We start from the raw sequence: 23,308 nt of genomic DNA, 5'->3' as shown, positions 1-23,308 counted from the left end.
TCAGCCCTCCGAGGGGGCGAGGCGCTGGAGCTCCGCCTCGGTCGAGTCGAGCAGGTCGGTCCAGGACGCCTCGAACTTCTCGACGCCCTCGTCCTCCAGAACCTGGACCACGTCGTCGTACGCGATCCCGAGCTTCTCGATGGCGTCGAGGTCGGCGCGGGCCTGTACGTACGTGCCGGAGATCGTGTTACCGGTGATCTCGCCGTGCTCCTCGGTGGCCTGCAGGGTCGCCTCCGGCATGGTGTTCACCGTGTTCGGCGCCACCAGGTCGTCGACGTACAGGGTCGGCTTGTAGGCCGGGTCCTTCACACCGGTCGAGGCCCACAGCGGACGCTGCTTGTTGGCGCCCGCGCTCTCCAGGGTGCTCCAGCGAGCGGTCGAGAAGACCTCCTCGTAGGCCTGGTAGGCCAGGCGCGCGTTGGCGACGGCGGCCTTGCCGCGCAGCGCCTTGGCCTCGTCGGTGCCCAGCGCGTTCAGCCGCTTGTCGATCTCGGTGTCCACGCGGGACACGAAGAAGGACGCCACCGAGTGGATCAGCGACAGGTCCAGGCCGCGCTCCTTGGCCTTCTCCAGGCCGGCCAGGTAGGCGTCCATGACCTCGCGGTAGCGCTCCAGCGAGAAGATCAGCGTCACGTTCACGCTGATGCCGAGGCCGATGACCTCGGTGATCGCCGGCAGACCCGCCTTGGTGGCCGGGATCTTGATCAGCGTGTTGGGGCGGTCGACCAGCCAGGCCAGCTGCTTGGCCTCGGCGACGGTCGCCTTGGTGTTGTGTGCCAGGCGCGGGTCGACCTCGATCGACACCCGGCCGTCCTGGCCGTCGGTGGCGTCGAAGACCGGGCGCAGGATGTCGGTGGCGTCGCGGACGTCCGCCGTGGTGATCATGCGGATGGCCTCTTCGACCGTGACCTTGCGCGCGGCGAGGTCCGACAGCTGCTGGTCGTAGCCGTCGCCCGACGAGATCGCCTTCTGGAAGATCGTCGGGTTGGTGGTGACGCCCACGACGTGCTGCTGGTCGATCAGTTCCGTGAGGTTGCCGGACGTGATCCGCTTGCGCGACAGGTCGTCCAGCCAGATCGCGACGCCCTCCTCGGAGAGGCGCTTGAGTGCGTCTGTCATGGAATTACATCTCCTACGTGTCGTATGTGGGCGTCAGCGCTGGGCGGCGGCGATGGACTCGCGTGCCTTGGCGATCGACTTCTTCGCCTCTTCGGCGACGTGCTCGGCAGTGAAGCCGAACTCGCGGAAGAGGACCTTTCCGTCGGCCGAAGCACCGAAGTGCTCCAGGGAAACGATGCGGCCGGCGTCCCCGACGAACCGGTGCCAGGTGAGGCCGATGCCCGCCTCCACCGAGACACGCGCGCGCACGCTCGGCGGCAGCACGCTGTCCCGGTACCCCTGGTCCTGGTCCTCGAACCACTCCACGCAGGGCATGGACACGACCCGCGTCGGCACCCCGTCCGCCTGGAGCTGCTCGCGCGCCTCGACGGCCACGTGCACCTCGGAACCGGTGGCGATGAGGATGACCTCGGGCGCAGCGCCGTCGGCCTCGAACAGGACGTAACCGCCCTTGGCGGCATCCTCGTTGGCCTCGTACGTCGGCACGCCCTGGCGGGTCAGCGCCAGACCGTGCGGGGCGCCCTCGCCGAAGACCTTGGTGTAGCGGCGCAGGACCTCGCGCCAGGCGATCACGGTCTCGTTGGCGTCGGCCGGGCGGACCACGTTCAGGCCCGGGATGGCGCGCAGCGAGGCCAGGTGCTCGACCGGCTGGTGGGTCGGGCCGTCCTCGCCCAGGCCGATGGAGTCGTGCGTCCACACGTACGTCACCGGCAGGTGCATCAGCGCGGACAGCCGGACCGCGTTGCGCATGTAGTCGGAGAAGACGAGGAACGTACCGCCGTAGACACGGGTGTTGCCGTGCAGGGTGATGCCGTTCATCTCGGCGGCCATCGAGTGCTCGCGGATGCCGAAGTGGATCGTGCGCCCGTAAGGGTCCGCGCCCGGCAGCGGGTTGTCCGCCGGCAGGAACGAACTGTTCTTGTCGATGGTCGTGTTGTTCGAGCCGGCCAGGTCGGCGGAGCCGCCCCACAGCTCGGGGATCACGGCACCGAGCGCCTGGAGAACCTTGCCGGACGCGGCACGGGTGGCGACACCCTTGCCGGTCTCGAAGACCGGGAGCTTCTCCTCCCAGCCGGTGGGCAGCTCGCCCTTGGCGATGCGGTCGTACTCGGCCGCGCGCTCCGGGTTGCCCGTGCGCCACTGCTGGTACGACGGGTCCCACGCGGCCTTCGCCTCGCGGCCCCGCTCCAGCGCCTGGCGGGTGTGCTTGAGGACCTCGTCGGAGACGTCGAAGGACTTCTCCGGGTCGAAGCCGAGAACGCGCTTGGTGGCCGCGACCTCGTCTTCGCCGAGCGCCGAACCGTGCGCGGCCTCGGTGTTCTGCGCGTTCGGCGCGGGCCAGGCGATGATCGAGCGCATCGCGATGAACGACGGCCTGTTCGTCACCTTCTTCGCGGCCTCGATGGCGTTGTAGATCGCGTGCGGGTCGATGTCGCCGTCCGGCTTCGGGGCGACGCGCTGGACGTGCCAGCCGTACGCCTCGTAGCGCTTGACGGTGTCCTCGGAGACGGCGGTCTCGGTGTCGCCCTCGATCGAGATGTGGTTGTCGTCCCACAGCAGGATCAGGTTGCCCAGTTCCTGGTGGCCGGCCATCGAGGACGCCTCGGCGGAGATGCCCTCCTGGAGGCAGCCGTCACCGGCGATGGCGTAGATGAAGTGGTCGAAGGGGGACTCGCCCTGCGGCGCGTCCGGGTCGAACAGGCCGCGCTCGTAGCGGGCGGCCATGGCCATGCCCACGGCGTTGGCGACACCCTGGCCCAGCGGGCCGGTCGTCGTCTCGACGCCCTTGGTGTGGCCGTACTCCGGGTGCCCGGGGGTCTTCGAACCCCAGGTCCTGAAGGACTCCAGGTCGGCCAGCTCAAGGCCGAACCCGGCCAGGTAGAGCTGCGTGTAGAGGGTCAGGGACGAGTGGCCGGCGGACAGCACGAAACGGTCGCGCCCGACCCACTGGGGGTCGGCCGGGTCGTGCCGCATCACCTTCTGGAAGAGGGTGTACGCGGCCGGAGCCAGGCTCATCGCCGTACCCGGATGGCCGTTGCCGACCTTCTGTACGGCATCGGCGGCCAGGACGCGGGCGGTGTCCACGGCCCGCTGGTCCAACTCGGTCCACTCGAGGTCTGTGGTGGTCGGCTTGGTGCTCACCCTGAGTCAGGGCTCCTCTCCACATGTCACGCATGTCGAATGCCGGTGCAGTCGAATACCGGTGCACTGGGGCGCCCACCGGCCGTTGTCGAGCCTACCCCCGTGAGAACGCGCATTTTTTCGAGTCATTCCAGACTGCCGGGACTATCGAGGATCCGCCTCCCGACTGGTCCGGATCGCATTCGGCAACTGAATACGCAGGCGCCTGTCCGACTGCTCAATCGAGCTGTCGTGCGATCTTCCGGAAGACCGATGAGAGGCCCCTGCGCGCCTGGTGGGGGACCTCTCCCAACACGACCCGACCCCCGCGAAGGTCGGGGTATGGGCAACGTCTAGAGTGGCGTGGTACGCGCGGGCCTTTACCGGGACTTCACACGGGTGAGGCTTGCTGGGATGTCTCTGTAGGGGTGTGCGTGACGGCCGTCGAATCCCGTCCAGCGGGGGTGCTCGGTGCGAGCCAGAGCCCGAGTCACCGGCCGTTCGGGGCCCGTGTCAAGGCATTCGTGGCGCTGACCAAGCCGCGGATCATCGAGCTCCTGCTCATCACCACCGTTCCGGTGATGTTCCTCGCCCAGCAGGGCGTGCCCGACCTGAACCTGGTGCTGCTGACCTGCCTCGGCGGCTACCTCTCGGCGGGCGGCGCCAACGCGCTGAACATGTACATCGACCGCGACATCGACGCCCTGATGGACCGCACCTCGCAGCGCCCCCTGGTCACCGGCATGGTCAGCCCGCGCGAGTGCCTCGCCTTCGGCATCTCCCTCGCGATCGTCTCCACCCTCCTGTTCGGCCTCACCGTCAACTGGCTGTCGGCCTGGCTCGCCCTGGGGGCGCTCCTCTTCTACGTCGTCGTCTACACGATGATCCTCAAGCGCCGCACCTCGCAGAACATCGTGTGGGGCGGCATCGCCGGCTGCATGCCGGTGCTGATCGGCTGGTCCGCCGTCACGAACTCCCTGTCGTGGGCGCCGGTCATCCTCTTCCTCGTCATGTTCTTCTGGACGCCGCCGCACTACTGGCCGCTGTCCATGAAGGTCAAGGAGGACTACGCGCGCGTGGGCGTGCCGATGCTGCCGGTCGTCGCGTCCAACAAGGTCGTCGCCAAGCAGATCGTCATCTACAGCTGGGTGATGGTGGCCGTCTCGCTGCTGCTGACCCCCCTCGGCTACACGGGCTGGTTCTACACGTCCGTCGCGCTGGTCGCGGGCGGCTGGTGGCTGTGGGAGGCGCACGCCCTGCAGAACCGGGCGAAGTCCGAGGTGGCGGGCGGCAAGCTCAAGGAGATGCGGCTGTTCCACTGGTCCATCACCTATGTCTCGCTGCTGTTCGTGGCGATCGCGGTGGACCCCTTCCTGCGCTGACGCCTCCTGGGCGGACGTAGGTCACACAGCCCTGCCCTCGCCAGTCGATCTACCGGTGAGTAGCATCCTGGCCATGGCAGACACGCAGCAGGCGGACCCCCAGCAGGTCGACGCGAAGGCCGAGCGCAAGGTCGCGAAGCTCGCCAAGCAGATCGAGGCCTTCGCCAAGGCGCACGGCGGTGCCGAGGGTCAGGTGGCCTACATCGGCGAGCGGGGCGCCCGCATCGTGCTCGTCGGCGAGGACGGCGGCTGGGGTGACCTGGTGGCCCCCTCCTACGAGCTCGCCGAGCAGGCCGTGGCGAAGTCCGGCATCACCGTCCACGAGTCCTTCGACGGCGAGTTCGCGGCCAAGGTGAAGACCGGGCCGTACGAGTGGAAGCGGATGGCCGGCATCCAGGTCGGCGGACCGCGCAACGGCTGACACCCTTCGGCGATTCGCACGGGGTGTGTCCTAGCAACACCTCGCAGCCGGTTCACCCGTTAGGACCTGTACGGAGTGCACGGTCCAGCACGGGGAGTCCGGATGATCGAAACGCCGTCCCTCGTGGACCAGTACTGCCACGGCGTCCTGAGAACGGAGCTGGGCCTGGGCACCTTCGAGGCCCAACTGGCCCGCACCGAGGGCCCGCCCGCGCCGGGAACCACCCTCTTCGACACCCAGACGGGCTTCGCCGTACGCCGGTGGTGTCCTCCGCTGCTCGGTCTGGAACCGCACTGCCTGCCCGCCCACTATCTCGCCCGGCGCCGAGAGCTGGGCGTGCTGGAAGCGGGCCGCAGGCTGCTGCGGGGCAGCGGCATCACGACGTACCTGGTCGACACCGGACTGCCCGGCGACCTCACCTGCCCCGACGAGCTGGCCTCGGCCGGGGCCGCCGAGGCCCGCGAGATCGTCCGCCTGGAGTTACTGGCCGAGCAGGTCGCCGACACCTCCGGCACCGTCGAGTCCTTCCTCGCCAACCTCGCCGAGTCGGTGCACGGCGCCGCCGCGAACGCCGTCGCCTTCACCTCGGTCGCGGGCCTGCGGCACGGACTGGCGCTGGCGCCCGAGCCGCCGGGACCCGGAGAGGTGCGGGGCGCGGCCGGACGGTGGCTGGCCGGGCGCCGGGTCGGCGGCGAGCTGAGCGACCCGGTCCTGCTGCGCCACCTGCTGTGGATCGCCGTCGCCTCGGGGCTCCCGCTCCAACTGCACGCGGGCCTGGGCGAGCCCGGGGCCCGTATCGACCGCACGGATCCGGTCCTGCTGACCGACTTCGTCCGCGCCACGGCCGGTCTCGGCACCGACCTGGTCCTGCTGCACGGCTACCCCTACCACCGCCACGCCGCCCACCTCGCCGGCGTCTTCCCGCACGTGTACGCCGACTCCGGCGCCGCCCTCGTGCGCACCGGCGCCCGCGCCGCGACGATCCTCGCGGAGATCCTGGAGCTGACCCCCTTCGGCAAGATCCTCTTCTCCAGCGGTGCCCACGGCCTGCCCGAACTCCACGTGGTGGCCGCCCGCCTCTTCCGCGAGGCCCTCGGCCGCGTCCTGGGCGGCTGGGTCGCCGAGGGGGCGTGGTCCCTGGCGGACGCGCAACGGGTGGCGGGCATGGTCGCGGCGGGAAACGCGCGGAGGGTGTACGGACTGGACTGAGCTGTCCAGACTGTCAGGGTGAAGACGACTGACGCTCTGCTCGACCGTTTCCTCGACGACCTGGCCCCGCTGCGCCCCCTGGCCGTGTGGGCGCACGGATCCCTCGCGGGCGGCGACTACCAGGAGGGCCGCAGCGACCTGGACCTGATCGTGGTCCTGGACAGGCCCGTGGCCCTGGGCACCGTATGGCGGGTCGCGACGCTGCACCCCCGCCTGCGCGCCGCCGAACCGCTCGCCGTCAAGCTGCACTGCAGCTATCTGACGCCCGCGCCCACGGCCGACACCGACCGGTCCCATCTCACCTGGGCCCACGACCTGTTGATGCGGCGCCCGGTCACCCCGGTCACCCGTCGTGAACTGCACGCCTTCGGCCGGGTATTGCACGGTCTCGCGCCCGCGGAACTGCTTCCGGAGGTGTCGGACCGGGAGTTGGCGGACTTCGTCGTGCGTGATCAGCGGGAGTTCTGGCGGCCGAACGTGGACCGGGCGCGGCAGTGGACGGAGGATGGCTGGGTCGACGTGGGGATGACGACCTTCGCCCGCGCGAGCGCCACGCTGCGGGACGGACGGCTGATCTCCAAGCGGGAGGCGCTCGACCTGCTGCCCGAACTGGGGGCGCCCGTCGAGGTGGTCGAGGACATCAGGCGGCGGCGGTACGAGGAGCGGCCGGCGCCGTCCACCGAGGAGTGGACGGTACGGCGGTCCGAGTTGACCAGGAACTACCTGGGACCGGCGATCGAGGGACTGGTGGCCGCGTACGCCTGATCCGGCAACTCGACCTCCGCGTCGGGCCGTTCGCGCATCGCCAGCAGCACCCGCAGCACCGCGATCCACACCAGCCCTGAGCCGAGCATGTGCAGGCCGACCAGGAACTCGGGGAGGTTGGTGAAGTACTGGACGTAGCCGATGACGCCCTGGGAGAGCAGGACCAGGAAGAGGTCGCGGGTGCGGTGCAGCGGGCCCTGGGGGGCGTCGACCGCCTTGAGGACGAACCACAGGGCGAAGGTCAGCGTGACCACGATCCAGGCCAGCACCGCGTGCAGCTTGCTGACCGTCTCCCAGTCCAGCGGCATCCGCTCGACCTCGCTGGAGTCGCCCGCGTGCGGGCCCGAGCCGGTCACCACGGTGCCCACCGCGATCAGCAGCACGGCCGCGGCGACCAGGAACCACACCATCTGCCGCACCGGCTGGCCGACCAGTGGACGGGGCTGCCCGTCGCCCTCGCGGGTGCGCTGCCACATCACGGTGGCGACCGCGATGAGGCCCGAGGAGAGCAGGAAGTGCGCCGCGACCGTGTACGGGTTGAGGCCGACCAGCACCACGATGCCGCCGAGGATCGCGTTGCTCATCACGATCCAGAACTGCGCCCAGCCGAGCCGGGTCAGCGAGCGCCGGTACGGCTTCTCGGAGCGGGCGGCGATGATCGCCCAGCCGACGGCCGCGCACAGCACGTAGGTCAGCATGCGGTTGCCGAACTCGATCACGCCGTGCACGCCCATCGCACCGGTGGTGGTGAGCGAGTCGTCGGTGCACTTGGGCCAGGTCGGGCAGCCGAGCCCGGAGCCGGTCAGCCGCACCGCACCGCCGGTGACCACGATCACCACCGACATGACGAGCGCGGCGAGAGCCGCCCGCTGGACCGTCCGAGGGGTCGGCGTCCAGCGTGCGGCGATGAAGGCGAGGGGGTTGCGCGCGGCGGAAAGGGCGTCGGCGCGGGTCAGGTTCGGCACGCGCACCATCGTAGGCCGCCGCTTGTGCACGCTTTCACGAGGGTCCGGCATGACGCGGGTGCTCCTGCTCACTCCCAGCGGAAGAACCTGCCGGCCGCGGCCAGTCCCACGACCGCCCACACGGCGAGGATCCCCAGGTCGTCCCATGGCATGCCGGCCCCGTGCTGGAGCACGTCGCGCAGGCCGTCCGAGAGGGCCGAGATCGGCAGCAGGTCCAGTACGTCCTGGGCGCCCTGCGGGAACTTGTCCATCGGCACGATCACTCCGCCGCCCACGAGCAGCAGCAGGAAGACCAGGTTCGCGGCGGCGAGCGTCGCCTCCGCCTTGAGGGTGCCGGCCATCAGCAGGCCGAGGCCCGAGAAGGCCGCGGTGCCGAGGACGAGGAGGAGCAGGACGGCCGCGGGGTTGCCGTGCGGGGACCAGCCCAGGGCGAAGGCGATCGCCGTCAGCAGGATGATCTGGAGGACCTCCGTGACCAGCACCGACGCCGTCTTCGCGGTCATCAGGCCCCAGCGCGGGAGCGGGGAGGAGGCCAGCCGCTTCAGGACGCCGTAGCGGCGCTCGAAGCCCGTCGCGATGGCCTGGCCGGTGAACGCCGTCGACATCACGGCGAGCGCCAGGATGCCGGGGGTGAGGAAGTCGACGGACTTGCCGGCGCCGGTGTCGACGATGTCCACCGCGCTGAACAGCACCAGCAGGAGGGTCGGAATGACGACGGTGAGCAGCAGCTGTTCGCCGTTGCGCAGCAGCAGCTTGGTCTCCAGCGCGGCCTGGGCCGCGATCATGCGGGGGAGCGGGGCGGCGCCGGGCCTCGGCGTGTACGTACCGACACTCACGAACGCAGCTCCTTGCCGGTCAGTTCGAGGAAGACGTCCTCCAGGGTGTGCCGCTCCACCGAGATGCGGTCCGGCATCACCCCGTGCTGCGCGCACCAGGACGTCACCGTCGCGAGCAGCTGCGGGTCGACCTTCCCGCCGACCCGGTAGGAACCCGGCGTCAGTTCGACGGCCGTGCAGTCGGCGGGGAGGGCCTTGAGCAGGGACCCGACGTCCAGGCCGGGGCGGCCGCTGAAGCGCAGGGTGTTCTCGGCGCCGCCGCGGCACAGTTCCTCGGGGGAGCCGTGGGCGATGACCCGGCCGGCGTCGATGATCGTCACGTCGTCGGCGAGCTGCTCGGCCTCGTCCATGTGGTGCGTGGTGAGGATGACCGAGACGCCGTCCGTGCGCAGGTCGCGGACCAGGTCCCAGGTCGCGCGGCGGGCCTGCGGGTCCAGGCCCGCGGTCGGCTCGTCCAGGAACACCAGCTCAGGGCGGCCCACGACCGCCATCGCGAGGGCGAGCCGCTGCTGCTGACCGCCGGAGAGACGGCGGTACGTCGTACGGCCGCAGCCGCCGAGGCCGAGCCGCTCGATCAGCTCGTCCACGTCCAGCGGATCCGCGTGCAGCTTCGCCACGTGCCGCAGCATCTCGTCGGCGCGCGCGCCCGAGTAGACCCCGCCGGACTGCAGCATCACGCCGATCCGGGGGTGCAGCTCACGGGCCTGGCGCACCGGGTCGAGGCCCAGGACGCGCACGGTTCCGGAGTCCGGTTTGCGGTACCCCTCGCAGGTCTCGACCGTGGTCGTCTTGCCCGCGCCGTTCGGACCGAGTACGGCGGTCACGCCCGCCTGGGCCGTCAGGTCGAGGCCGTCCACGGCGGTTTTCGTGCCGTACCGCTTCACCAGGGCCTGAACCTGGACCACGGGCTCACTTCGCATGGTGGCGAGTCTAAGTACGCGGTCCGCGCCCCGGGCGGGCGGGTGCAGGATCTCCACCCACCGGTAGCTCCTCCTCGCGCGAGCGGTGCAGCGCGAGCCACCGCTGCGCGTACGCCACCGCGTCCGCGACCGGGAACAGCCGTGCGTCGGCCGCGCCCACCTTCCCCCGTACGACGGGCCGGTCCCGCTCGAAGTCGTGGCCCAGCTCGTCGAACCGCTCCGAGCTGATCGACACCTCGGTCACCGTCTCCCAGCCCCCGCCCGGCGCCGGCCGGCCGATCCGGACCAGCGGGGAGGGGATCCGGTACTCGGCGAGGTGGAAGCTCGTGCAGGTGTCGTAGCCGGCGCCGAGCAGCAGCACGCGCGCGCCCAGCTCCTCCAGCCGCGCCAGCGGGCTGTGCTCGCCGAGCTGGCAGTCCGGCGCGTGCCCGTCGACGATCCGGGCGGCCTTCGGGCCGAGCGCGGCGAACGACGTCTGGGGATGCGCGCTGCGCAAGGCTCCCGGCCATCGCCGTACGGTCTCCGGGATCACGCCGACCCCGCGCGAGGGCGTGATCAGCGGGTCGTACGAGGGCATCGAGGCCCGGATGCGGTCCCACCACTCCTCCGGCACCGGCGGATTTCCCCACAGCGCGGGGTCCGAGAGGTCGCCGGACTGGGTCGGGACGGCCAATGTGCCGGTCGGACCGAGCGCGTCGAGAAATCCTTGGACGACCGCCACGGCACCCCCGCAGACCCAGCCGAGACTGCTGAGGGAGGAGTGCACGAGGAGGGTCTCGCCGGTCTCGACACCCAGTAGGCGCAGCTGTGTGGCGACTGTGTCGCGGGTGACAAGTGGGCCGGTCGGAGGGGGTATCGCCATGGTTCGGGAGTGTCGCGCACGGGGCCCGGCGGCGCCACCGAATTGGTCCCTCCTGATCGATCAAAGATCGTTTTCGCAGGTCAGATTAGGTATGCCTAAGTGACGCAGGGCACCGTCCAGCGGCCGGGACGCGGGTTGCCCGGTCCTGAGGAATTACGCAACAATGGCGTTGTGAAAAACGTCGGCGAGGCTCGGGAGACCCCCACGGGGGCCCCTCAGGAAGAGCTCGCGACCGGTGAGCGGTCGACCCGCAACCGCGTCGCGCGATCAATCCTGGACCACGGCCCGTCGACCGTCGCCGCGCTCGCCGAGCGGCTCGGGCTGACCCAGGCCGCCGTAAGGCGCCACCTGGACGCCCTGGTCGCCGACGACGTCGTCGAGGCACGCGAGCAGCGGGTGTACGGGGCACGGACCCGCGGACGTCCCGCGAAGGTCTTCGCCCTCACCGACTGCGGCCGTGACGCCTTCGACCAGTCCTACGACAAGCTGGCCGCGGACGCCCTGCGCTGGATACAGGAGCGGTTCGGCGGGGACGAGGCGGTCGTCGCCTTCGCCCGCGCGCGGATCGCCGAGCAGGCCTCGGCCTACCGCGCGGCGATCGACGCCGCCGCCCCCGAGGAGCGCACCGAAGCCCTGGCCAGGGCGCTGAGCGCGGACGGGTACGCTGCTACGGCGCGCAGCGCGCCCCTCCCGCAACAGGGTGAGCAGCTCTGCCAGCACCACTGCCCGGTGGCCCACGTCGCGGAGAAGTTCCCACAGCTCTGCGAGGCGGAGACGGAGATCTTCTCCCAACTGCTCGGAACCCACGTCCAGCGACTGGCGACCATCGCGCACGGCGACGGCGTCTGCACGACGTTCATCCCAAAGATTTCCAAGACGCAACTCCACAGCCAGAACGCATCTGCACGTACCGCCGGGAGGAACCCCGCATGACGCTCCCCATCGAGGAGACCGCCCACCCCGAGCTCGAGGGTCTGGGCACCTACGAATACGGCTGGGCCGACTCCGACGTGGCTGGTGCCTCTGCCAAGCGCGGCATCAACGAGGACGTCGTCCGGGACATCTCCGGAAAGAAGAACGAGCCGGAGTGGATGACCAAGCTCCGTCTCAAGGGCCTGCGCCTGTTCGAGAAGAAGCCCATGCCGAACTGGGGCTCCGACCTCTCCGGCATCGACTTCGACAACATCAAGTACTTCGTGCGCTCCACGGAGAAGCAGGCGGAGTCCTGGGAGGACCTGCCCGAGGACATCAAGAACACGTACGACAAGCTCGGCATCCCCGAGGCGGAGAAGCAGCGCCTCGTCGCCGGTGTCGCGGCCCAGTACGAGTCCGAGGTCGTCTACCACCAGATCCGCGAGGACCTGGAGGAGCAGGGCGTCATCTTCCTGGACACCGACACCGCTCTGAAGGAGCACCCGGAGCTCTTCAAGGAGTACTTCGGCACGGTCATCCCGGTCGGCGACAACAAGTTCGCGTCGCTGAACACCGCGGTGTGGTCCGGCGGCTCCTTCATCTACGTGCCGAAGGGCGTGCACGTCGAGATCCCGCTCCAGGCCTACTTCCGTATCAACACGGAGAACATGGGCCAGTTCGAGCGGACGCTGATCATCGTCGACGAGGACGCCTACGTCCACTACGTCGAGGGTTGTACGGCGCCGATCTACAAGTCGGACTCCCTGCACTCCGCGGTGGTCGAGATCATCGTGAAGAAGGGCGCCCGCTGCCGCTACACGACCATCCAGAACTGGTCGAACAACGTCTACAACCTGGTCACCAAGCGCGCCGTCGCCTACGAGGGCGCGACCATGGAGTGGATCGACGGCAACATCGGCTCCAAGGTCACCATGAAGTACCCGGCCGTCTACCTGATGGGCGAGCACGCCAAGGGCGAGACCCTCTCCATCGCCTTCGCGGGCGAGGGCCAGCACCAGGACGCCGGCTCCAAGATGGTCCACATGGCGCCGAACACGTCCTCCAACATCGTCTCCAAGTCGGTGGCGCGCGGCGGCGGCCGTACGTCCTACCGCGGTCTCGTCGAGATCGGCGAGGGCGCGCACGGCTCCAAGTCGAACGTGCTCTGCGACGCGCTGCTCGTCGACACCATCTCCCGCTCGGACACGTACCCGTACGTGGACGTCCGCGAGGACGACGTGTCCATGGGCCACGAGGCGACCGTCTCCAAGGTCTCCGAGGACCAGCTCTTCTACCTGATGAGCCGCGGTCTGAGCGAGTTCGAGGCGATGGCGATGATCGTGCGCGGCTTCGTCGAGCCGATCGCCAAGGAGCTGCCGATGGAGTACGCCCTTGAGCTCAACCGGTTGATCGAGCTGCAGATGGAAGGCTCGGTCGGCTGACCCCGGCCATCTGCCTGCACACGTCCTGACTTCAGAAAGCGAGCACTACGACAGCCATGGCTGAGGCTCAGAACTCCACGGTGGGGTCCTCCACCACCGCCGGATCGATCGCGGTGGCCGCCGAGTCGACCGTCGCCACGCGCATGAGCGCGCCCCCGTCCTTCGACGTGGCGGACTTTCCGGTCCCCCACGGCCGCGAGGAGGAGTGGCGGTTCACGCCGCTGGAGCGGCTGCGCGGGCTGCACGACGGCACCGCGGTCGCCACCGGCACCGGTGTGAAGGTCGACGTGGTGGCCCCCGAGGGCGTCACCGTCGAGACCGTCGGCCGCGACGACCCGCGCCTCGGCAGGGCGGGCACCCCCGTGGACCGCGTCGCCGCCCAGGCGTACTCGGCGTTCGAGCAGGCCGGCGTGATCACCGTCCCCAAGGAGACGGTCCTCGCCGAGCCGATCCGGATCGCCGTGCACGGCGAGGGCGGGGTCGCCTACGGCCACCAGGTCGTGGAGCTCGGAGCCTTCGCCGAGGCCGTCGTCGTCATCGACCACACCGGTGACGCGGTGCTCGCCGCCAACGTCGAGTACGTCCTCGGCGACGGCGCCAAGCTGACCGTCGTCTCCGTCCAGGACTGGGACGACAAGGCGGTGCACGTCGGCCAGCACAACGCGCTGATCGGCCGCGACGCCACCTTCAAGTCGTTCGTCGTCACCTTCGGCGGCGACCTCGTACGACTGCACCCGCGCGTCGCCTACGCCGGTACCGGCGGCGAGGCCGAGCTGTTCGGGCTGTACTTCACGGACGCCGGCCAGCACCAGGAGCACCGTCTCCTGGTCGACCACAACGTCCCGCACTGCAAGTCCAACGCGATGTACAAGGGCGCGCTCCAGGGCGAGGGCGCGCACGCGGTGTGGATCGGCGACGTGCTCATCGAGGCCACGGCCGAGGGCACGGACACGTACGAGATGAACCGCAACCTGGTTCTCACGGACGGCGCCCGGGTCGACTCGGTGCCGAACCTGGAGATCGAGACCGGCGAGATCGTCGGCGCGGGCCACGCCTCGGCGACCGGCCGCTTCGACGACGAGCAGCTCTTCTACCTGATGGCCCGCGGCATCCCGGCCGACGAGGCCCGTCGTCTGGTGGTCCGCGGCTTCTTCGCCGAGCTGGTCCAGCAGATCGGTGTCGACGACATCGAGGCGCGGCTGCTCGAGAAGATCGACGAGGAGCTGGAGGGGTCGGTCTGATGACTGCCTCTTCGACGTTCCTGCGCGCCTGTGGGCTGAGCGAGCTGGAGGAGGACACCCCGAAGCGGGTGGAACTCGACGGCACGCCGGTCTCGGTCGTGAAGACCGAGGGGGAGGTGTTCGCGATCAACGACATCTGCTCGCACGCGAACGTCTCGCTCTCCGAGGGCGAGGTGGAGGACTGTCAGATCGAGTGCTGGCTGCACGGCTCCGCGTTCGACCTCCGCACCGGCAAACCGTCCGGCCTGCCCGCGACGCGCCCCGTCCCCGTATACCCCGTAAAGATCGAAGGGGACGACGTGCTCGTCTCCCTCACCCAGGAGTCCTGAGGAACCCATGGCAACGCTTGAAATCCACGACCTGCACGTCACCGTCGAGGCCGACAACGCCACGAAGGAGATCCTCAAGGGCGTCGACCTCACCGTGAAGCAGGGCGAGACGCACGCCATCATGGGCCCGAACGGCTCCGGCAAGTCGACGCTCGCCTACTCGCTCGCGGGCCACCCCAAGTACACGATCACCAGCGGTACCGTCACGCTCGACGGCGAGGACGTCCTGGAGATGTCCGTCGACGAGCGCGCCCGCGCCGGCCTGTTCCTCGCCATGCAGTACCCGGTCGAGGTCCCCGGCGTCTCCGTCTCCAACTTCCTTCGTACGTCCGCCACCGCCATCCGCGGCGAGGCCCCCAAGCTGCGTACGTGGGTGAAGGAGGTCAGGGAGACCATGGAGCGTCTCTCCATGGACCCCGCCTTCGCCGAGCGCAACGTCAACGAGGGCTTCTCCGGCGGTGAGAAGAAGCGCCACGAGATCCTTCAGCTGGAGCTGCTCAAGCCGAAGATCGCGATCCTCGACGAGACCGACTCCGGCCTGGACGTCGACGCCCTGCGCGTCGTCTCCGAGGGCGTCAACCGGGTCCGCGAGACCGGCGAGGTCGGCACCCTGCTGATCACGCACTACACGCGCATCCTGCGCTACATCAAGCCCGACTTCGTGCACGTCTTCTCCGGCGGCAAGATCGTCGAGTCCGGCGGAGCCGAGCTCGCCGACAAGCTGGAGAACGAGGGCTACGAGGTCTACACGAAGGGTGGCGTATCCGCGTGACGCAGACGCCGGGCCTCCTCACGAGTACTTCCCAGCTGCTCGACGAGGCGATCCGCAAGGACTTCCCCATCCTGGACCGCACGGTTCACGACGGTAAGAAGCTCGTGTACCTGGACAACGCGGCGACCTCGCAGAAGCCGCGCCAGGTGCTGGACGCCCTCAACGAGTACTACGAGCGCTACAACGCCAACGTCCACCGCGGTGTGCATGTGCTCGCCGAGGAGGCCACGGCGCTGTACGAGGGCGCGCGCGACAAGGTCGCCGCGTTCATCAACGCGCCCAGCCGCGACGAGGTGATCTTCACCAAGAACGCCTCCGAGTCGCTCAACCTCGTGGCCAACATGCTCGGTTGGGCCGACGAGCCCTACCGCGTGGACCACGAGACCGAGATCGTCATCACGGAGATGGAGCACCACTCCAACATCGTGCCGTGGCAGCTGCTCTCGCAGCGCACGGGCGCGAAGCTGAAGTGGTTCGGCCTCACGGACGACGGCCGGCTGGACCTCTCGAACATAGACGAGATCATCACGGAGAAGACGAAGATCGTCTCCTTCGTGCTGGTGTCCAACATCCTGGGCACGGTCAACCCGGTCGAGAAGATCGTGCGCCGCGCGCAGGAGGTCGGGGCCCTGGTCCTGATCGACGCCTCGCAGGCCGCGCCGCACATGCCGCTGGACGTCCAGGCGCTCCAGGCGGACTTCGTGGCCTTCACCGGCCACAAGATGTGCGGCCCGACCGGCATCGGCGTCCTGTGGGGACGCCAGGAGCTCCTTGAGGACCTCCCGCCGTTCCTCGGCGGCGGCGAGATGATCGAGACCGTGTCGATGCACTCGTCGACGTACGCTCCCGCGCCGCACAAGTTCGAGGCGGGCACCCCGCCGATCGCGCAGGCGGTCGGACTGGGCGCGGCGATCGACTACCTGTCGGCGATCGGCATGGACAAGATCCTCGCCCATGAGCACGCGCTGACCGAGTACGCGGTGAAGCGCCTGCTGGACGTCCCCGGCCTGAAGATCATCGGCCCGACCACGGCCGAGGACCGGGGCGCGGCGATCTCCTTCACGCTCGGTGACATCCACCCGCACGACGTGGGTCAGGTCCTCGACGAGGAGGGCATCGCGGTCCGGGTCGGCCACCACTGCGCCCGGCCGGTCTGCCTGCGGTACGGAATTCCTGCGACCACGCGAGCGTCGTTCTATCTGTACTCCACGCCGGCCGAGATCGACGCTCTGGTCGACGGACTGGAGCACGTTCGGAACTTCTTCGGCTGAGGGACGTGAGCTGAGACCGTGAAGCTGGATTCGATGTACCAGGAAGTCATCCTGGATCACTACAAGCACCCGCACGGGCGGGGCTTGCGGGATGGCGACGCCGAGGTGCACCACGTGAACCCGACGTGCGGCGACGAGATCACCCTCCGAGTGAAGTACGACGGCTCGACGATCGAGGACGTCTCGTACGAGGGCCAGGGCTGCTCGATCAGCCAGGCCAGCGCGTCCGTCCTCAACGACCTGCTGGTCGGCAAGGAGCTGACCGAGGCCCGGCGGATCCAGGAGACCTTCCTGGAGCTGATGCAGTCCAAGGGCCGCATCGAGCCCGACGACGAGATGGAGGAGGTGCTGGAGGACGCGATCGCGTTCGCCGGTGTCTCCAAGTACCCGGCACGGGTGAAGTGCGCCCTCCTGAGCTGGATGGCGTGGAAGGACGCGACGGCCCAGGCCCTGGGCGGAGCCGACGCCGACGCGGAAAGGAAGACGGCATGAGCGACACCGAGACCATGGAGATCAAGCCCGCCTCCGAGGAGGAGGTCCGCGAGGCCCTGCTCGACGTGGTCGACCCCGAACTGGGGATCGACGTCGTCAATCTCGGCCTGATCTACGGCGTGCACATCGACGACGCCAACATCGCGACCATCGACATGACCCTGACCTCGGCGGCCTGTCCGCTGACGGATGTCATCGAGGACCAGGCCAAGTCCGCCACGGACGGCCTCGTCAACGAGCTGCGCATCAACTGGGTCTGGATGCCGCCGTGGGGCCCGGACAAGATCACGGACGACGGGCGGGAGCAGCTTCGGGCGTTGGGGTTCAACGTCTGAGCGCGATCGCGGATACGGCGAACGGCCACACCCCGAGGGGTGTGGCCGTTTCGCTGTTCACGGGGACCCGCTTCAGGTCAGCCCGTTCACCAGCCGGAACGCCGAGTCGGACCCGTACTGGGACGACGAGCGGTGGTAAGAGTTGCCCTCCAGCTTGAGCTGGAAGTTCTCGTGGCGCAGGAAGCAGCCGGGGTAGTTCACCGACTCCAGCATGATCGCGCCGGAGATCGAGGAGGCGCGGGGGCAGAAGGTGGCGTCCTGTTTGAAGAGGGCCGAGCCGTCGTTGCGTTCGGAGCGCAGGACGAAGTCGCGGTGGCGCAGGTAGGTGCCGTCGGCCGTGGCGAACGAGTAACAGGAGGCCTTGGCCAGGCCCTTGACCAGCTTGAAGGTGGCGTCCCGGCGGGCGGCGGTCGAGGTGATCCGGTCGAGATTCACGTAGTCGCCGCTCACGTGCCAGTAGCGGTCGGGGTAGTTGACCGAGCGGACGGACTTCCAGGTGACCTCGGGTTTCGGCTGGCTGGAGGAAGTCGCCCGGTGCGTCGGTGACTTGGACGGCTTCGCGCCGCCGGCCGGGGACGGAGAGGCGGACGTGGTGGTCCGCGAGGTCGACTGGCCGACCTTCCCGTCGGACGCCGAGGCGCCGGTCTCGGAGGGCGAGGCGAAGGTGATCAGGCCGGGTTCGGTCGCGGTGCTGGCGGACGGGGCCGGCGACCTGGCAGCTCGTGACGGTCCGTCAGAAGCCTCTTTCATGAAGGCGATCGCCATCACGCAGGTGATGATCGTGGCCAGGGCCAGGATGCCGGCCAGCCAGAGTCTTCGGGTGCCGGGCGTCCGTGAGCTGTCGGGGGCCCAGCCGTTCTCCCACGGTTCTCGCCGCGGGGGCCGGGGGGTTATTTCTGGCATGCGCTGTTCCTCCAGCGGCGCCCGAGGCGGCGGCCGGGGGTGTGAGGGTGAGGTAAGTGATCGGTGAAACCCTAGTGGAGTGGTGAGGCGCCCGGGAACCGTTTCAGGGAGCGGTTTCCATGAATATTGAACGTCCCTCTGTTTTGAACTGCTGTACAAGCCCGGTCCGTTGCGGCATATGTTGTGCCTTGAGCCGGCCTTGCCCTTGAACAGCCCCGCTCCTGCCCCTGCCCACGGCCCACGCCCTGCCGAAAGACGGAACGCCTCCCATGACCGAGAAGGCCACCACCCCCGGATCCGCGGACCCCCAGAAGATCGACACGTCGGTGCCGCACTCGGCACGGATCTGGAACTACTGGCTGGGAGGGAAGGACAACTACCCGGTCGACGAGGTGGCCGGCGACGCCTACACGGACGTCTTCCCCGGCATCGTCACCATCGCCCGCAGCAGCCGCGCCTTCCTGGCCCGCAACATCGCCTACCTCGTCGCCGAGGCGGGCATCCGGCAGTTCCTGGACGTCGGCACCGGCCTGCCGACCGCCGACAACACCCACGAGGTCGCCCAGCGCATCGCCCCCGAGGCCCGGATCGTCTACGTCGACAACGACCCGATGGTCCTCGCCCACGCCCACGCGCTGCTCTACTCGACGCGCGAGGGGGTCACCGACTACATCGACGCGAACGTGACGGACACCCCCCGCATCCTGGAGGCCGCCGCGCGGACGCTCGACCTGTCCAAGCCGACCGCGCTGATCCTCAGCAACATCCTCGGGCACGTCGCCACCCACGAGCAGGCCCGCTCGATCGTCACCGGCCTGATGAGTGCGCTCCCGTCCGGCAGTTACCTCTCCATCAACGACGGCTCGGCGGGCATCGACCCCGCCTTCGAGCAGGCCCAGAACGCGTACAACGAGAGCGGCGCCGTCCCCTACAACCTGCGCACGGTCGAGGAGATCACCGCCTACTTCGACGGCCTGGAACTGCTTGAGCCCGGCGTCGTCTCCGTCCCCCTCTGGCGGCCGGACACCACCACCCCGGCGCCCAAGGTCATCGGCGAACACGGGGGTCTCGCCCGCAAGCCGTGACCCCGGGCAGGGGCCGCCGGACCGGTACGTACGCTCGTACGCATGGGATACCTGTTGCTCGGCGCGGCGATCGCCGCCGAGGTGGGCGCCACGACCGCCATGAAGTACAGCGAGGGCTTCAGCAGGCTGTTGCCCTCGCTGCTGACCGTCCTCGGGTACGTCGTCTCCTTCCTGCTGCTCGCGCAGACCCTGAAGAGCGTCTCGGTCGGCACGGCCTACGCGATCTGGTCCGGGATCGGCACCGCGGCCATCGCCGGCATCGGCATGGTGTTCCTGGGGGAGGGCATGACGGCGACCAAGGCCGCCGGGATCGCGCTGATCATCGTCGGGGTCGTGGTGCTCAACATGGGCGGCGCGCACTGAGACACCCCTCGGCGCTCGCCGGCTGAGACACCCGCGCCGCTGGTTCGCCTCCGCGGGCCCTCGCCGGTTAGGTTGCCCTCATGACCGACACGACTGCACCCAGCACCACCGGGGCGGTGGCCGCCGGCCTCGCCACGATCGCCGCCGACGGCACCGTTCTCGACACCTGGTTCCCCGCGCCCGAGCTGGCCGCCGAGGCCGGACCGTCCGGCAGCGAGCGGCTGTCGGCCGAGCGGGCCGTGGAACTGCTCGGCGCGGGTGCGGCGAAAGCGGTCGGGCCGGACGCGCGACGTGGCGTCGAGGTCATCGCGGTCCGTACCGTCATCTCCTCGCTCGACGCGAAGCCGATCGACGCCCACGACGTCTACCTGCGGCTCCACCTGCTCTCGCACCGGCTCGTCCAGCCGCACGGCCAGAGCCTGGACGGCATGTTCGGCTTCCTCGCCAACGTCGCCTGGACCTCCCTCGGCCCGGTCGCCGTGGACGACGTCGAGAAGGTGCGGCTCAACGCCCGCGCCGAGGGCCTGCACCTCCAGGTGACGTCCATCGACAAGTTCCCGCGCATGACGGACTACGTGGCCCCGAAGGGCGTCCGGATCGCCGACGCCGACCGCGTACGGCTCGGCGCGCACCTCGCCGAGGGCACCACCGTCATGCACGAGGGCTTCGTCAACTTCAACGCCGGCACGCTCGGCACCTCCATGGTCGAGGGGCGCATCTCGGCCGGCGTGGTGGTCGGCGACGGTTCCGACATCGGCGGCGGCGCCTCCACCATGGGCACCCTCTCCGGCGGCGGCAACGTCCGCATCACCATCGGCGAGCGCTGCCTCGTCGGCGCGGAGGCGGGCGTCGGTATCGCGCTCGGCGACGAGTGCGTGGTCGAGGCAGGGCTGTACGTCACCGCCGGTACGCGCGTGACCATGCCCGACGGCCAGATCGTCAAGGCCCGTGAGCTGTCCGGCGCCTCCAACATCCTCTTCCGCCGCAACTCCGTCACCGGCACGGTCGAGGCCCGCCCGAACAACGCCGTCTGGGGCGGCCTCAACGAGATCCTGCACAGCCACAACTGACCCTGACGGTACGACAGTTGGTGAGCGCCCGGCCGAGCGTCATGGCCGGGCGCTCCCATATGCGCCGGTCACGCGTGGTGCGCCGTCGCGAACGCCGCCAGTGCCGTGAAGTCCGGCTCGCGCAGGCCGACGCGCGGGTCCACATGATGCAGCAGCGCCGGCGCCGGGTGCCTCGTGGCCACGAACTCGTCGTCCGCCGGGCCCTGTTCGTCGTCCACCCAGGCGAAGGGACGGCCGTCGGCGTACGCGAGGATCGCCTCCGTCTTCCAGTGCACCCCGTCGGGCCGCCGGGCGAACAGGCCCTCGCCGAAGTCGACGTAGGGGAGTTCGGGCAGGCCGACGACGGGGCCTATCCAGCGGTTCGCGGTGTCCATCCACGTGGTCGCCCAGCACAGGTCGTAGTCCAGGGCGAGGAGCGCGGCCCCGTGGGTCGGGTTCAGCCAGACCCGCAGGCGGCGGTCCGGCCGGAGGGTCACCCTCAGCGTCGTATAGCCCTCGGGGCGTCGCTCGGGTTGCGCCGCGTAGGGGTTGAGGGGGCCGTCGACGTCGAGGAAGAGCAAGGGGCGGCTCATGGAGGACAACGTACGGCAGCGGGGGCCGAGGGCTCGCCGGAGAATTCTTTCCGGGGCAGGCATAGCGGCGGGGTGGCGCGCGCGTCATCAGGAGCACAGAGGCGGGGCACAGGCGCCGCCGGGGGAAGAGAAGGTGACGATGGATGCCGAAGGGCTCGATGGTTTCCGCGAGTTCGTGGACAACAGGTCGTCGGCCCTGCTGAGGACCGCGGTGCTGTTGTGCGGGGGAGACCGGCACGCCGGTGAGGACCTGCTGCAGAACGCGCTGGTCAAGGCGGCGGGCAAGTGGCAGCGGATCGACGAACCCGAAGCCTATGTACGGCGGATCCTGTACCGGCAGCAGGTCAGTCGCTGGCGGCTGAAGTGGGGCCGGAGCGAGGTCAGTGTCGCCGAGCCGCCCGAGGGCGGTGCGCGGACGGCGGGCGACACCGCGGCCGCCGCCGAGCTGAGGGTCGTGATGCGTGAGGCCCTGGGGAGACTGACCGCCCGGCAGCGCACCATGCTGGTGCTGCGCTACTTCGAGGACCTCCCGGAGGCCGACGTGGCCCGGCTGCTGGGCTGCTCGGTGGGCACCGTACGGTCCACCACCCACCGCTCGCTCGCCCGACTGCGCACCCTGGCGCCGGAGTTGGCGGCCCTGGGTCCGGCCGACGCCGAGCAGCCGCCGTCCCGTGACTACTCACCCGTGGAGGTGCGTCCGTGAACGTCGATGAACTCCTGCGTGACGCCCTGCGCGAGCAGGCCGACGAACAGACCTCGGTGGGACCGGGGTTGGCCGACCGGGTGCTGACCCTGCGCCGGCGCCGACGCAATCGCCGGTACGCGACCGTCGCCGCCCTCACCGTCGCGGTGGTGGCCGTCGCCGTGGCGGTGCCCATGCTCGACTCGGGCAAGGACGACGTACGCCCCTCTGGGGGCATCCAGCAGGTCGAGGTCAACACCCACCCGAGCCAGTCGCCGCCGCGCGACCTGATCGCCGCCGGAAACACGGCACTTGCCGCGTACTCCGTCCCGAAGACCGTGGTGCAGTCGGCCGACCGGGCCGTGACCGTGCGTACCTATTGGCTGCTCGATCCCAAGACGGGGAAGTACGTGAAGACCACCAAGTGGTCCTGGGTCGCCGTCGCCCCCGGCATGAAGACCGCCGCCGTCCTGGAGCAGAACCTGCCCGCCTCCCGGATCGGCCTGCTCGACCTGGCCTCGGGTCAGGTCAAGCGGTGGATCAAGGTGGACCACGGGGTCGGCGGGCTGGCGTTCTCGCGCGACGGGCAGAAGCTGGTCGCCAGCACCTACGGCGGGAACCCGGACCAACTGGAACAGACCGAGGGCTCGGACGGCTGGGACCAGAAGCAGCCGTCGACCCGCAACGGCTTCTACGTCTTCGACGTGGCCTCCGCCAAGGGCTCCTGGAGCGAGGTCGAGCCGGCCCACGACCCGAGCGACCCGGACGTCGGCTTCCTCAACGGCCGCCAGGACTTCGCCCTCTCGCCGGACGGCAAGTACGTGTGGGCTGGCAATCCGATGGGGTCCATCGGCAAGGAGTTCTACGACCTCTCCGGCAAGGAGGTCGCCGTGCCGGCCAACCAGAAGTACCTGGACTGGTTCGTGGACGCGGGGACGTCACCGAGCGGGAAGCTGGTCGCCGGGGACTTCGCCGGCGAGAAGTGGAAGACCTCGTCCTGGATCATCGACGCCCGTACCGGAACCAAGACCGAGGTGCACGGGCAGCAACTGCTCGCCTGGGTCGGCAACACCCGGCTCATCGCCTGGGACATCGCGAAGAACGGGAAGAACGAGTTCCACAACCGGCTCGTGCTCGTGACCGTCGGCAGCGACGAGGTCGTCCCGCTCAGCGGTTTCCGGGTGGGCAACGACGAAGCCGCCGGGCGCTGGGAACCGGTCTTCGCCCAGCGCTGACCAA

At 69.6% G+C, this 23,308-nt stretch carries 25 protein-coding genes; 17 read left to right on the top strand and 8 right to left on the bottom strand.

Annotation, left to right across the window (positions count from 1 at the left end; translation table 11 throughout):
* Complete coding sequence (tal, locus tag M2283_RS17365) at positions 1 to 1,119, bottom strand: transaldolase (protein WP_280877158.1); 1,119 nt, start codon at positions 1,117 to 1,119, stop codon at positions 1 to 3.
* 33 nt (positions 1,120 to 1,152) lie between these two features.
* On the bottom strand, positions 1,153 to 3,261 hold the full coding sequence (gene tkt, locus M2283_RS17360) for a transketolase (RefSeq protein ID WP_280877157.1): 2,109 nt from the start codon (positions 3,259 to 3,261) through the stop codon (positions 1,153 to 1,155).
* Between the two features lie 407 nt (positions 3,262 to 3,668).
* Here tkt and M2283_RS17355 point away from each other — a divergent pair, with 407 nt between their 5' ends.
* The 4 genes from M2283_RS17355 to M2283_RS17340 all read left to right on the top strand — a co-directional run bounded on the left by M2283_RS17355 (position 3,669) and on the right by M2283_RS17340 (position 7,017).
* Positions 3,669 to 4,622, top strand: coding sequence for a heme o synthase (locus M2283_RS17355; protein ID WP_280877156.1), 954 nt, complete (start codon positions 3,669 to 3,671; stop codon positions 4,620 to 4,622).
* A 73-nt stretch (positions 4,623 to 4,695) separates the two neighbouring features.
* Complete coding sequence (locus tag M2283_RS17350; RefSeq protein WP_280877155.1) at positions 4,696 to 5,043, top strand: hypothetical protein; 348 nt, start codon at positions 4,696 to 4,698, stop codon at positions 5,041 to 5,043.
* Between the two features lie 102 nt (positions 5,044 to 5,145).
* On the top strand, positions 5,146 to 6,252 hold the full coding sequence (locus M2283_RS17345; protein ID WP_280877154.1) for an amidohydrolase family protein: 1,107 nt from the start codon (positions 5,146 to 5,148) through the stop codon (positions 6,250 to 6,252).
* Positions 6,253 to 6,270: 18 nt separating this feature from the next.
* Positions 6,271 to 7,017 (top strand): nucleotidyltransferase domain-containing protein, encoded by a 747-nt coding sequence (locus M2283_RS17340; RefSeq protein ID WP_280877153.1) that lies wholly within the window; start codon positions 6,271 to 6,273, stop codon positions 7,015 to 7,017.
* Here M2283_RS17340 and M2283_RS17335 read toward each other — a convergent pair.
* The 4 genes from M2283_RS17335 to M2283_RS17320 are packed head-to-tail and all read right to left on the bottom strand — an operon-like array spanning position 6,972 to position 10,600.
* On the bottom strand, positions 6,972 to 7,991 hold the full coding sequence (locus M2283_RS17335) for a COX15/CtaA family protein (protein ID WP_280877630.1): 1,020 nt from the start codon (positions 7,989 to 7,991) through the stop codon (positions 6,972 to 6,974). The two genes, M2283_RS17340 and M2283_RS17335, sit on opposite strands and share 46 nt — an antisense overlap.
* Positions 7,992 to 8,050: 59 nt before the next feature.
* A complete protein-coding gene (locus M2283_RS17330; protein WP_280877629.1) occupies positions 8,051 to 8,767 on the bottom strand; it encodes an ABC transporter permease in 717 nt (238 codons plus the stop codon).
* 47 nt (positions 8,768 to 8,814) lie between these two features.
* Positions 8,815 to 9,738: an ABC transporter ATP-binding protein gene (locus M2283_RS17325; protein ID WP_280877152.1), complete on the bottom strand. Its 924-nt coding sequence runs from the start codon at positions 9,736 to 9,738 to the stop codon at positions 8,815 to 8,817.
* A gap of 10 nt (positions 9,739 to 9,748) precedes the next feature.
* Positions 9,749 to 10,600, bottom strand: coding sequence for an aminoglycoside N(3)-acetyltransferase (locus tag M2283_RS17320; RefSeq protein ID WP_280877151.1), 852 nt, complete (start codon positions 10,598 to 10,600; stop codon positions 9,749 to 9,751).
* A gap of 171 nt (positions 10,601 to 10,771) precedes the next feature.
* On the opposite strand from M2283_RS17320, the gene M2283_RS17315 reads away from it, so the two are divergent.
* Genes M2283_RS17315 through M2283_RS17280 form a run of 8 tightly spaced genes read left to right on the top strand, consistent with a single transcriptional unit; the run spans position 10,772 to position 17,394 of the window.
* Positions 10,772 to 11,533, top strand: coding sequence for a helix-turn-helix transcriptional regulator (locus M2283_RS17315; protein ID WP_280877150.1), 762 nt, complete (start codon positions 10,772 to 10,774; stop codon positions 11,531 to 11,533).
* Positions 11,530 to 12,954, top strand: coding sequence for a Fe-S cluster assembly protein SufB (gene sufB, locus M2283_RS17310; RefSeq protein WP_280877149.1), 1,425 nt, complete (start codon positions 11,530 to 11,532; stop codon positions 12,952 to 12,954). The genes M2283_RS17315 and sufB overlap by 4 nt, the downstream gene beginning before the upstream one ends.
* 56 nt (positions 12,955 to 13,010) lie before the next feature.
* Positions 13,011 to 14,195, top strand: a complete 1,185-nt coding sequence (sufD, locus tag M2283_RS17305) for a Fe-S cluster assembly protein SufD (RefSeq protein ID WP_280877148.1) — start codon at positions 13,011 to 13,013, stop codon at positions 14,193 to 14,195.
* The gene (locus tag M2283_RS17300; RefSeq protein ID WP_124004478.1) at positions 14,195 to 14,524 is read left to right on the top strand and encodes a bifunctional 3-phenylpropionate/cinnamic acid dioxygenase ferredoxin subunit; all 330 of its coding nucleotides are present in this window, start codon (positions 14,195 to 14,197) and stop codon (positions 14,522 to 14,524) included. The genes sufD and M2283_RS17300 overlap by 1 nt, the downstream gene beginning before the upstream one ends.
* A gap of 7 nt (positions 14,525 to 14,531) precedes the next feature.
* On the top strand, positions 14,532 to 15,296 hold the full coding sequence (gene sufC / locus M2283_RS17295; protein ID WP_280877147.1) for a Fe-S cluster assembly ATPase SufC: 765 nt from the start codon (positions 14,532 to 14,534) through the stop codon (positions 15,294 to 15,296).
* Positions 15,293 to 16,567, top strand: a complete 1,275-nt coding sequence (locus M2283_RS17290; RefSeq protein WP_280877146.1) for a cysteine desulfurase — start codon at positions 15,293 to 15,295, stop codon at positions 16,565 to 16,567. Before sufC ends, M2283_RS17290 begins: the two co-directional genes overlap by 4 nt.
* A gap of 18 nt (positions 16,568 to 16,585) precedes the next feature.
* Positions 16,586 to 17,059, top strand: coding sequence for a Fe-S cluster assembly sulfur transfer protein SufU (gene sufU, locus M2283_RS17285; RefSeq protein ID WP_280877145.1), 474 nt, complete (start codon positions 16,586 to 16,588; stop codon positions 17,057 to 17,059).
* Positions 17,056 to 17,394 carry a metal-sulfur cluster assembly factor gene (locus M2283_RS17280; protein ID WP_280877144.1) on the top strand — a complete coding sequence of 113 codons (339 nt, stop codon included), beginning with the start codon at positions 17,056 to 17,058 and terminating at the stop codon, positions 17,392 to 17,394. The genes sufU and M2283_RS17280 overlap by 4 nt, the downstream gene beginning before the upstream one ends.
* A 72-nt stretch (positions 17,395 to 17,466) precedes the next feature.
* On the opposite strand, the gene M2283_RS17275 is transcribed toward M2283_RS17280, so the two are convergent.
* A complete protein-coding gene (locus M2283_RS17275) occupies positions 17,467 to 18,297 on the bottom strand; it encodes an AbfB domain-containing protein (RefSeq protein WP_280877143.1) in 831 nt (276 codons plus the stop codon).
* Positions 18,298 to 18,566: 269 nt separating this feature from the next.
* Here M2283_RS17275 and M2283_RS17270 point away from each other — a divergent pair, with 269 nt between their 5' ends.
* The 3 genes from M2283_RS17270 to dapD all read left to right on the top strand — a co-directional run bounded on the left by M2283_RS17270 (position 18,567) and on the right by dapD (position 20,815).
* Complete coding sequence (locus tag M2283_RS17270) at positions 18,567 to 19,382, top strand: SAM-dependent methyltransferase (protein WP_280877142.1); 816 nt, start codon at positions 18,567 to 18,569, stop codon at positions 19,380 to 19,382.
* 42 nt (positions 19,383 to 19,424) lie between these two features.
* On the top strand, positions 19,425 to 19,745 hold the full coding sequence (locus tag M2283_RS17265; RefSeq protein WP_280877141.1) for a DMT family transporter: 321 nt from the start codon (positions 19,425 to 19,427) through the stop codon (positions 19,743 to 19,745).
* Between the two features lie 80 nt (positions 19,746 to 19,825).
* Positions 19,826 to 20,815, top strand: a complete 990-nt coding sequence (dapD, locus tag M2283_RS17260) for a 2,3,4,5-tetrahydropyridine-2,6-dicarboxylate N-succinyltransferase (RefSeq protein ID WP_280877140.1) — start codon at positions 19,826 to 19,828, stop codon at positions 20,813 to 20,815.
* Between the two features lie 68 nt (positions 20,816 to 20,883).
* Here dapD and M2283_RS17255 read toward each other — a convergent pair whose 3' ends face one another.
* The gene (locus M2283_RS17255) at positions 20,884 to 21,387 is read right to left on the bottom strand and encodes a hypothetical protein (RefSeq protein WP_280877139.1); all 504 of its coding nucleotides are present in this window, start codon (positions 21,385 to 21,387) and stop codon (positions 20,884 to 20,886) included.
* Positions 21,388 to 21,526: 139 nt separating this feature from the next.
* On the opposite strand from M2283_RS17255, the gene M2283_RS17250 reads away from it, so the two are divergent.
* Positions 21,527 to 22,090: a SigE family RNA polymerase sigma factor gene (locus M2283_RS17250; RefSeq protein ID WP_280877138.1), complete on the top strand. Its 564-nt coding sequence runs from the start codon at positions 21,527 to 21,529 to the stop codon at positions 22,088 to 22,090.
* Positions 22,087 to 23,304: a WD40 repeat domain-containing protein gene (locus tag M2283_RS17245; RefSeq protein WP_280877137.1), complete on the top strand. Its 1,218-nt coding sequence runs from the start codon at positions 22,087 to 22,089 to the stop codon at positions 23,302 to 23,304. The genes M2283_RS17250 and M2283_RS17245 overlap by 4 nt, the downstream gene beginning before the upstream one ends.
* The last annotated feature ends 4 nt before the right edge of the window (positions 23,305 to 23,308 follow it).

This window comes from Streptomyces pseudovenezuelae, from assembly GCF_029892565.1.
GTDB classification, from domain to species: domain Bacteria; phylum Actinomycetota; class Actinomycetes; order Streptomycetales; family Streptomycetaceae; genus Streptomyces; species Streptomyces pseudovenezuelae_A.
Note: the sequence above shows the minus strand (reverse complement) of the source record. Positions and strands in the feature narration are given on the sequence as shown.

What these genes read in the sequence shown, in the direction of transcription:
- tal (WP_280877158.1), bottom strand. Translation starts at nt 1,119, where the DNA reads ATGACAGACGCACTCAAGCGCCTCTCCGAGGAGGGCGTCGCGATCTGG.
- M2283_RS17350 (WP_280877155.1), top strand. Translation starts at nt 4,696, where the DNA reads ATGGCAGACACGCAGCAGGCGGACCCCCAGCAGGTCGACGCGAAGGCC.
- M2283_RS17345 (WP_280877154.1), top strand. Translation starts at nt 5,146, where the DNA reads ATGATCGAAACGCCGTCCCTCGTGGACCAGTACTGCCACGGCGTCCTG.
- M2283_RS17335 (WP_280877630.1), bottom strand. Translation starts at nt 7,991, where the DNA reads ATGGTGCGCGTGCCGAACCTGACCCGCGCCGACGCCCTTTCCGCCGCG.
- M2283_RS17330 (WP_280877629.1), bottom strand. Translation starts at nt 8,767, where the DNA reads ATGATCGCGGCCCAGGCCGCGCTGGAGACCAAGCTGCTGCTGCGCAAC.
- M2283_RS17325 (WP_280877152.1), bottom strand. Translation starts at nt 9,738, where the DNA reads ATGCGAAGTGAGCCCGTGGTCCAGGTTCAGGCCCTGGTGAAGCGGTAC.
- M2283_RS17320 (WP_280877151.1), bottom strand. Translation starts at nt 10,600, where the DNA reads ATGGCGATACCCCCTCCGACCGGCCCACTTGTCACCCGCGACACAGTC.
- sufB (WP_280877149.1), top strand. Translation starts at nt 11,530, where the DNA reads ATGACGCTCCCCATCGAGGAGACCGCCCACCCCGAGCTCGAGGGTCTG.
- sufD (WP_280877148.1), top strand. Translation starts at nt 13,011, where the DNA reads ATGGCTGAGGCTCAGAACTCCACGGTGGGGTCCTCCACCACCGCCGGA.
- M2283_RS17300 (WP_124004478.1), top strand. Translation starts at nt 14,195, where the DNA reads ATGACTGCCTCTTCGACGTTCCTGCGCGCCTGTGGGCTGAGCGAGCTG.
- sufC (WP_280877147.1), top strand. Translation starts at nt 14,532, where the DNA reads ATGGCAACGCTTGAAATCCACGACCTGCACGTCACCGTCGAGGCCGAC.
- M2283_RS17280 (WP_280877144.1), top strand. Translation starts at nt 17,056, where the DNA reads ATGAGCGACACCGAGACCATGGAGATCAAGCCCGCCTCCGAGGAGGAG.
- M2283_RS17275 (WP_280877143.1), bottom strand. Translation starts at nt 18,297, where the DNA reads ATGCCAGAAATAACCCCCCGGCCCCCGCGGCGAGAACCGTGGGAGAAC.
- M2283_RS17270 (WP_280877142.1), top strand. Translation starts at nt 18,567, where the DNA reads ATGACCGAGAAGGCCACCACCCCCGGATCCGCGGACCCCCAGAAGATC.
- M2283_RS17265 (WP_280877141.1), top strand. Translation starts at nt 19,425, where the DNA reads ATGGGATACCTGTTGCTCGGCGCGGCGATCGCCGCCGAGGTGGGCGCC.
- dapD (WP_280877140.1), top strand. Translation starts at nt 19,826, where the DNA reads ATGACCGACACGACTGCACCCAGCACCACCGGGGCGGTGGCCGCCGGC.
- M2283_RS17255 (WP_280877139.1), bottom strand. Translation starts at nt 21,387, where the DNA reads ATGAGCCGCCCCTTGCTCTTCCTCGACGTCGACGGCCCCCTCAACCCC.
- M2283_RS17250 (WP_280877138.1), top strand. Translation starts at nt 21,527, where the DNA reads ATGGATGCCGAAGGGCTCGATGGTTTCCGCGAGTTCGTGGACAACAGG.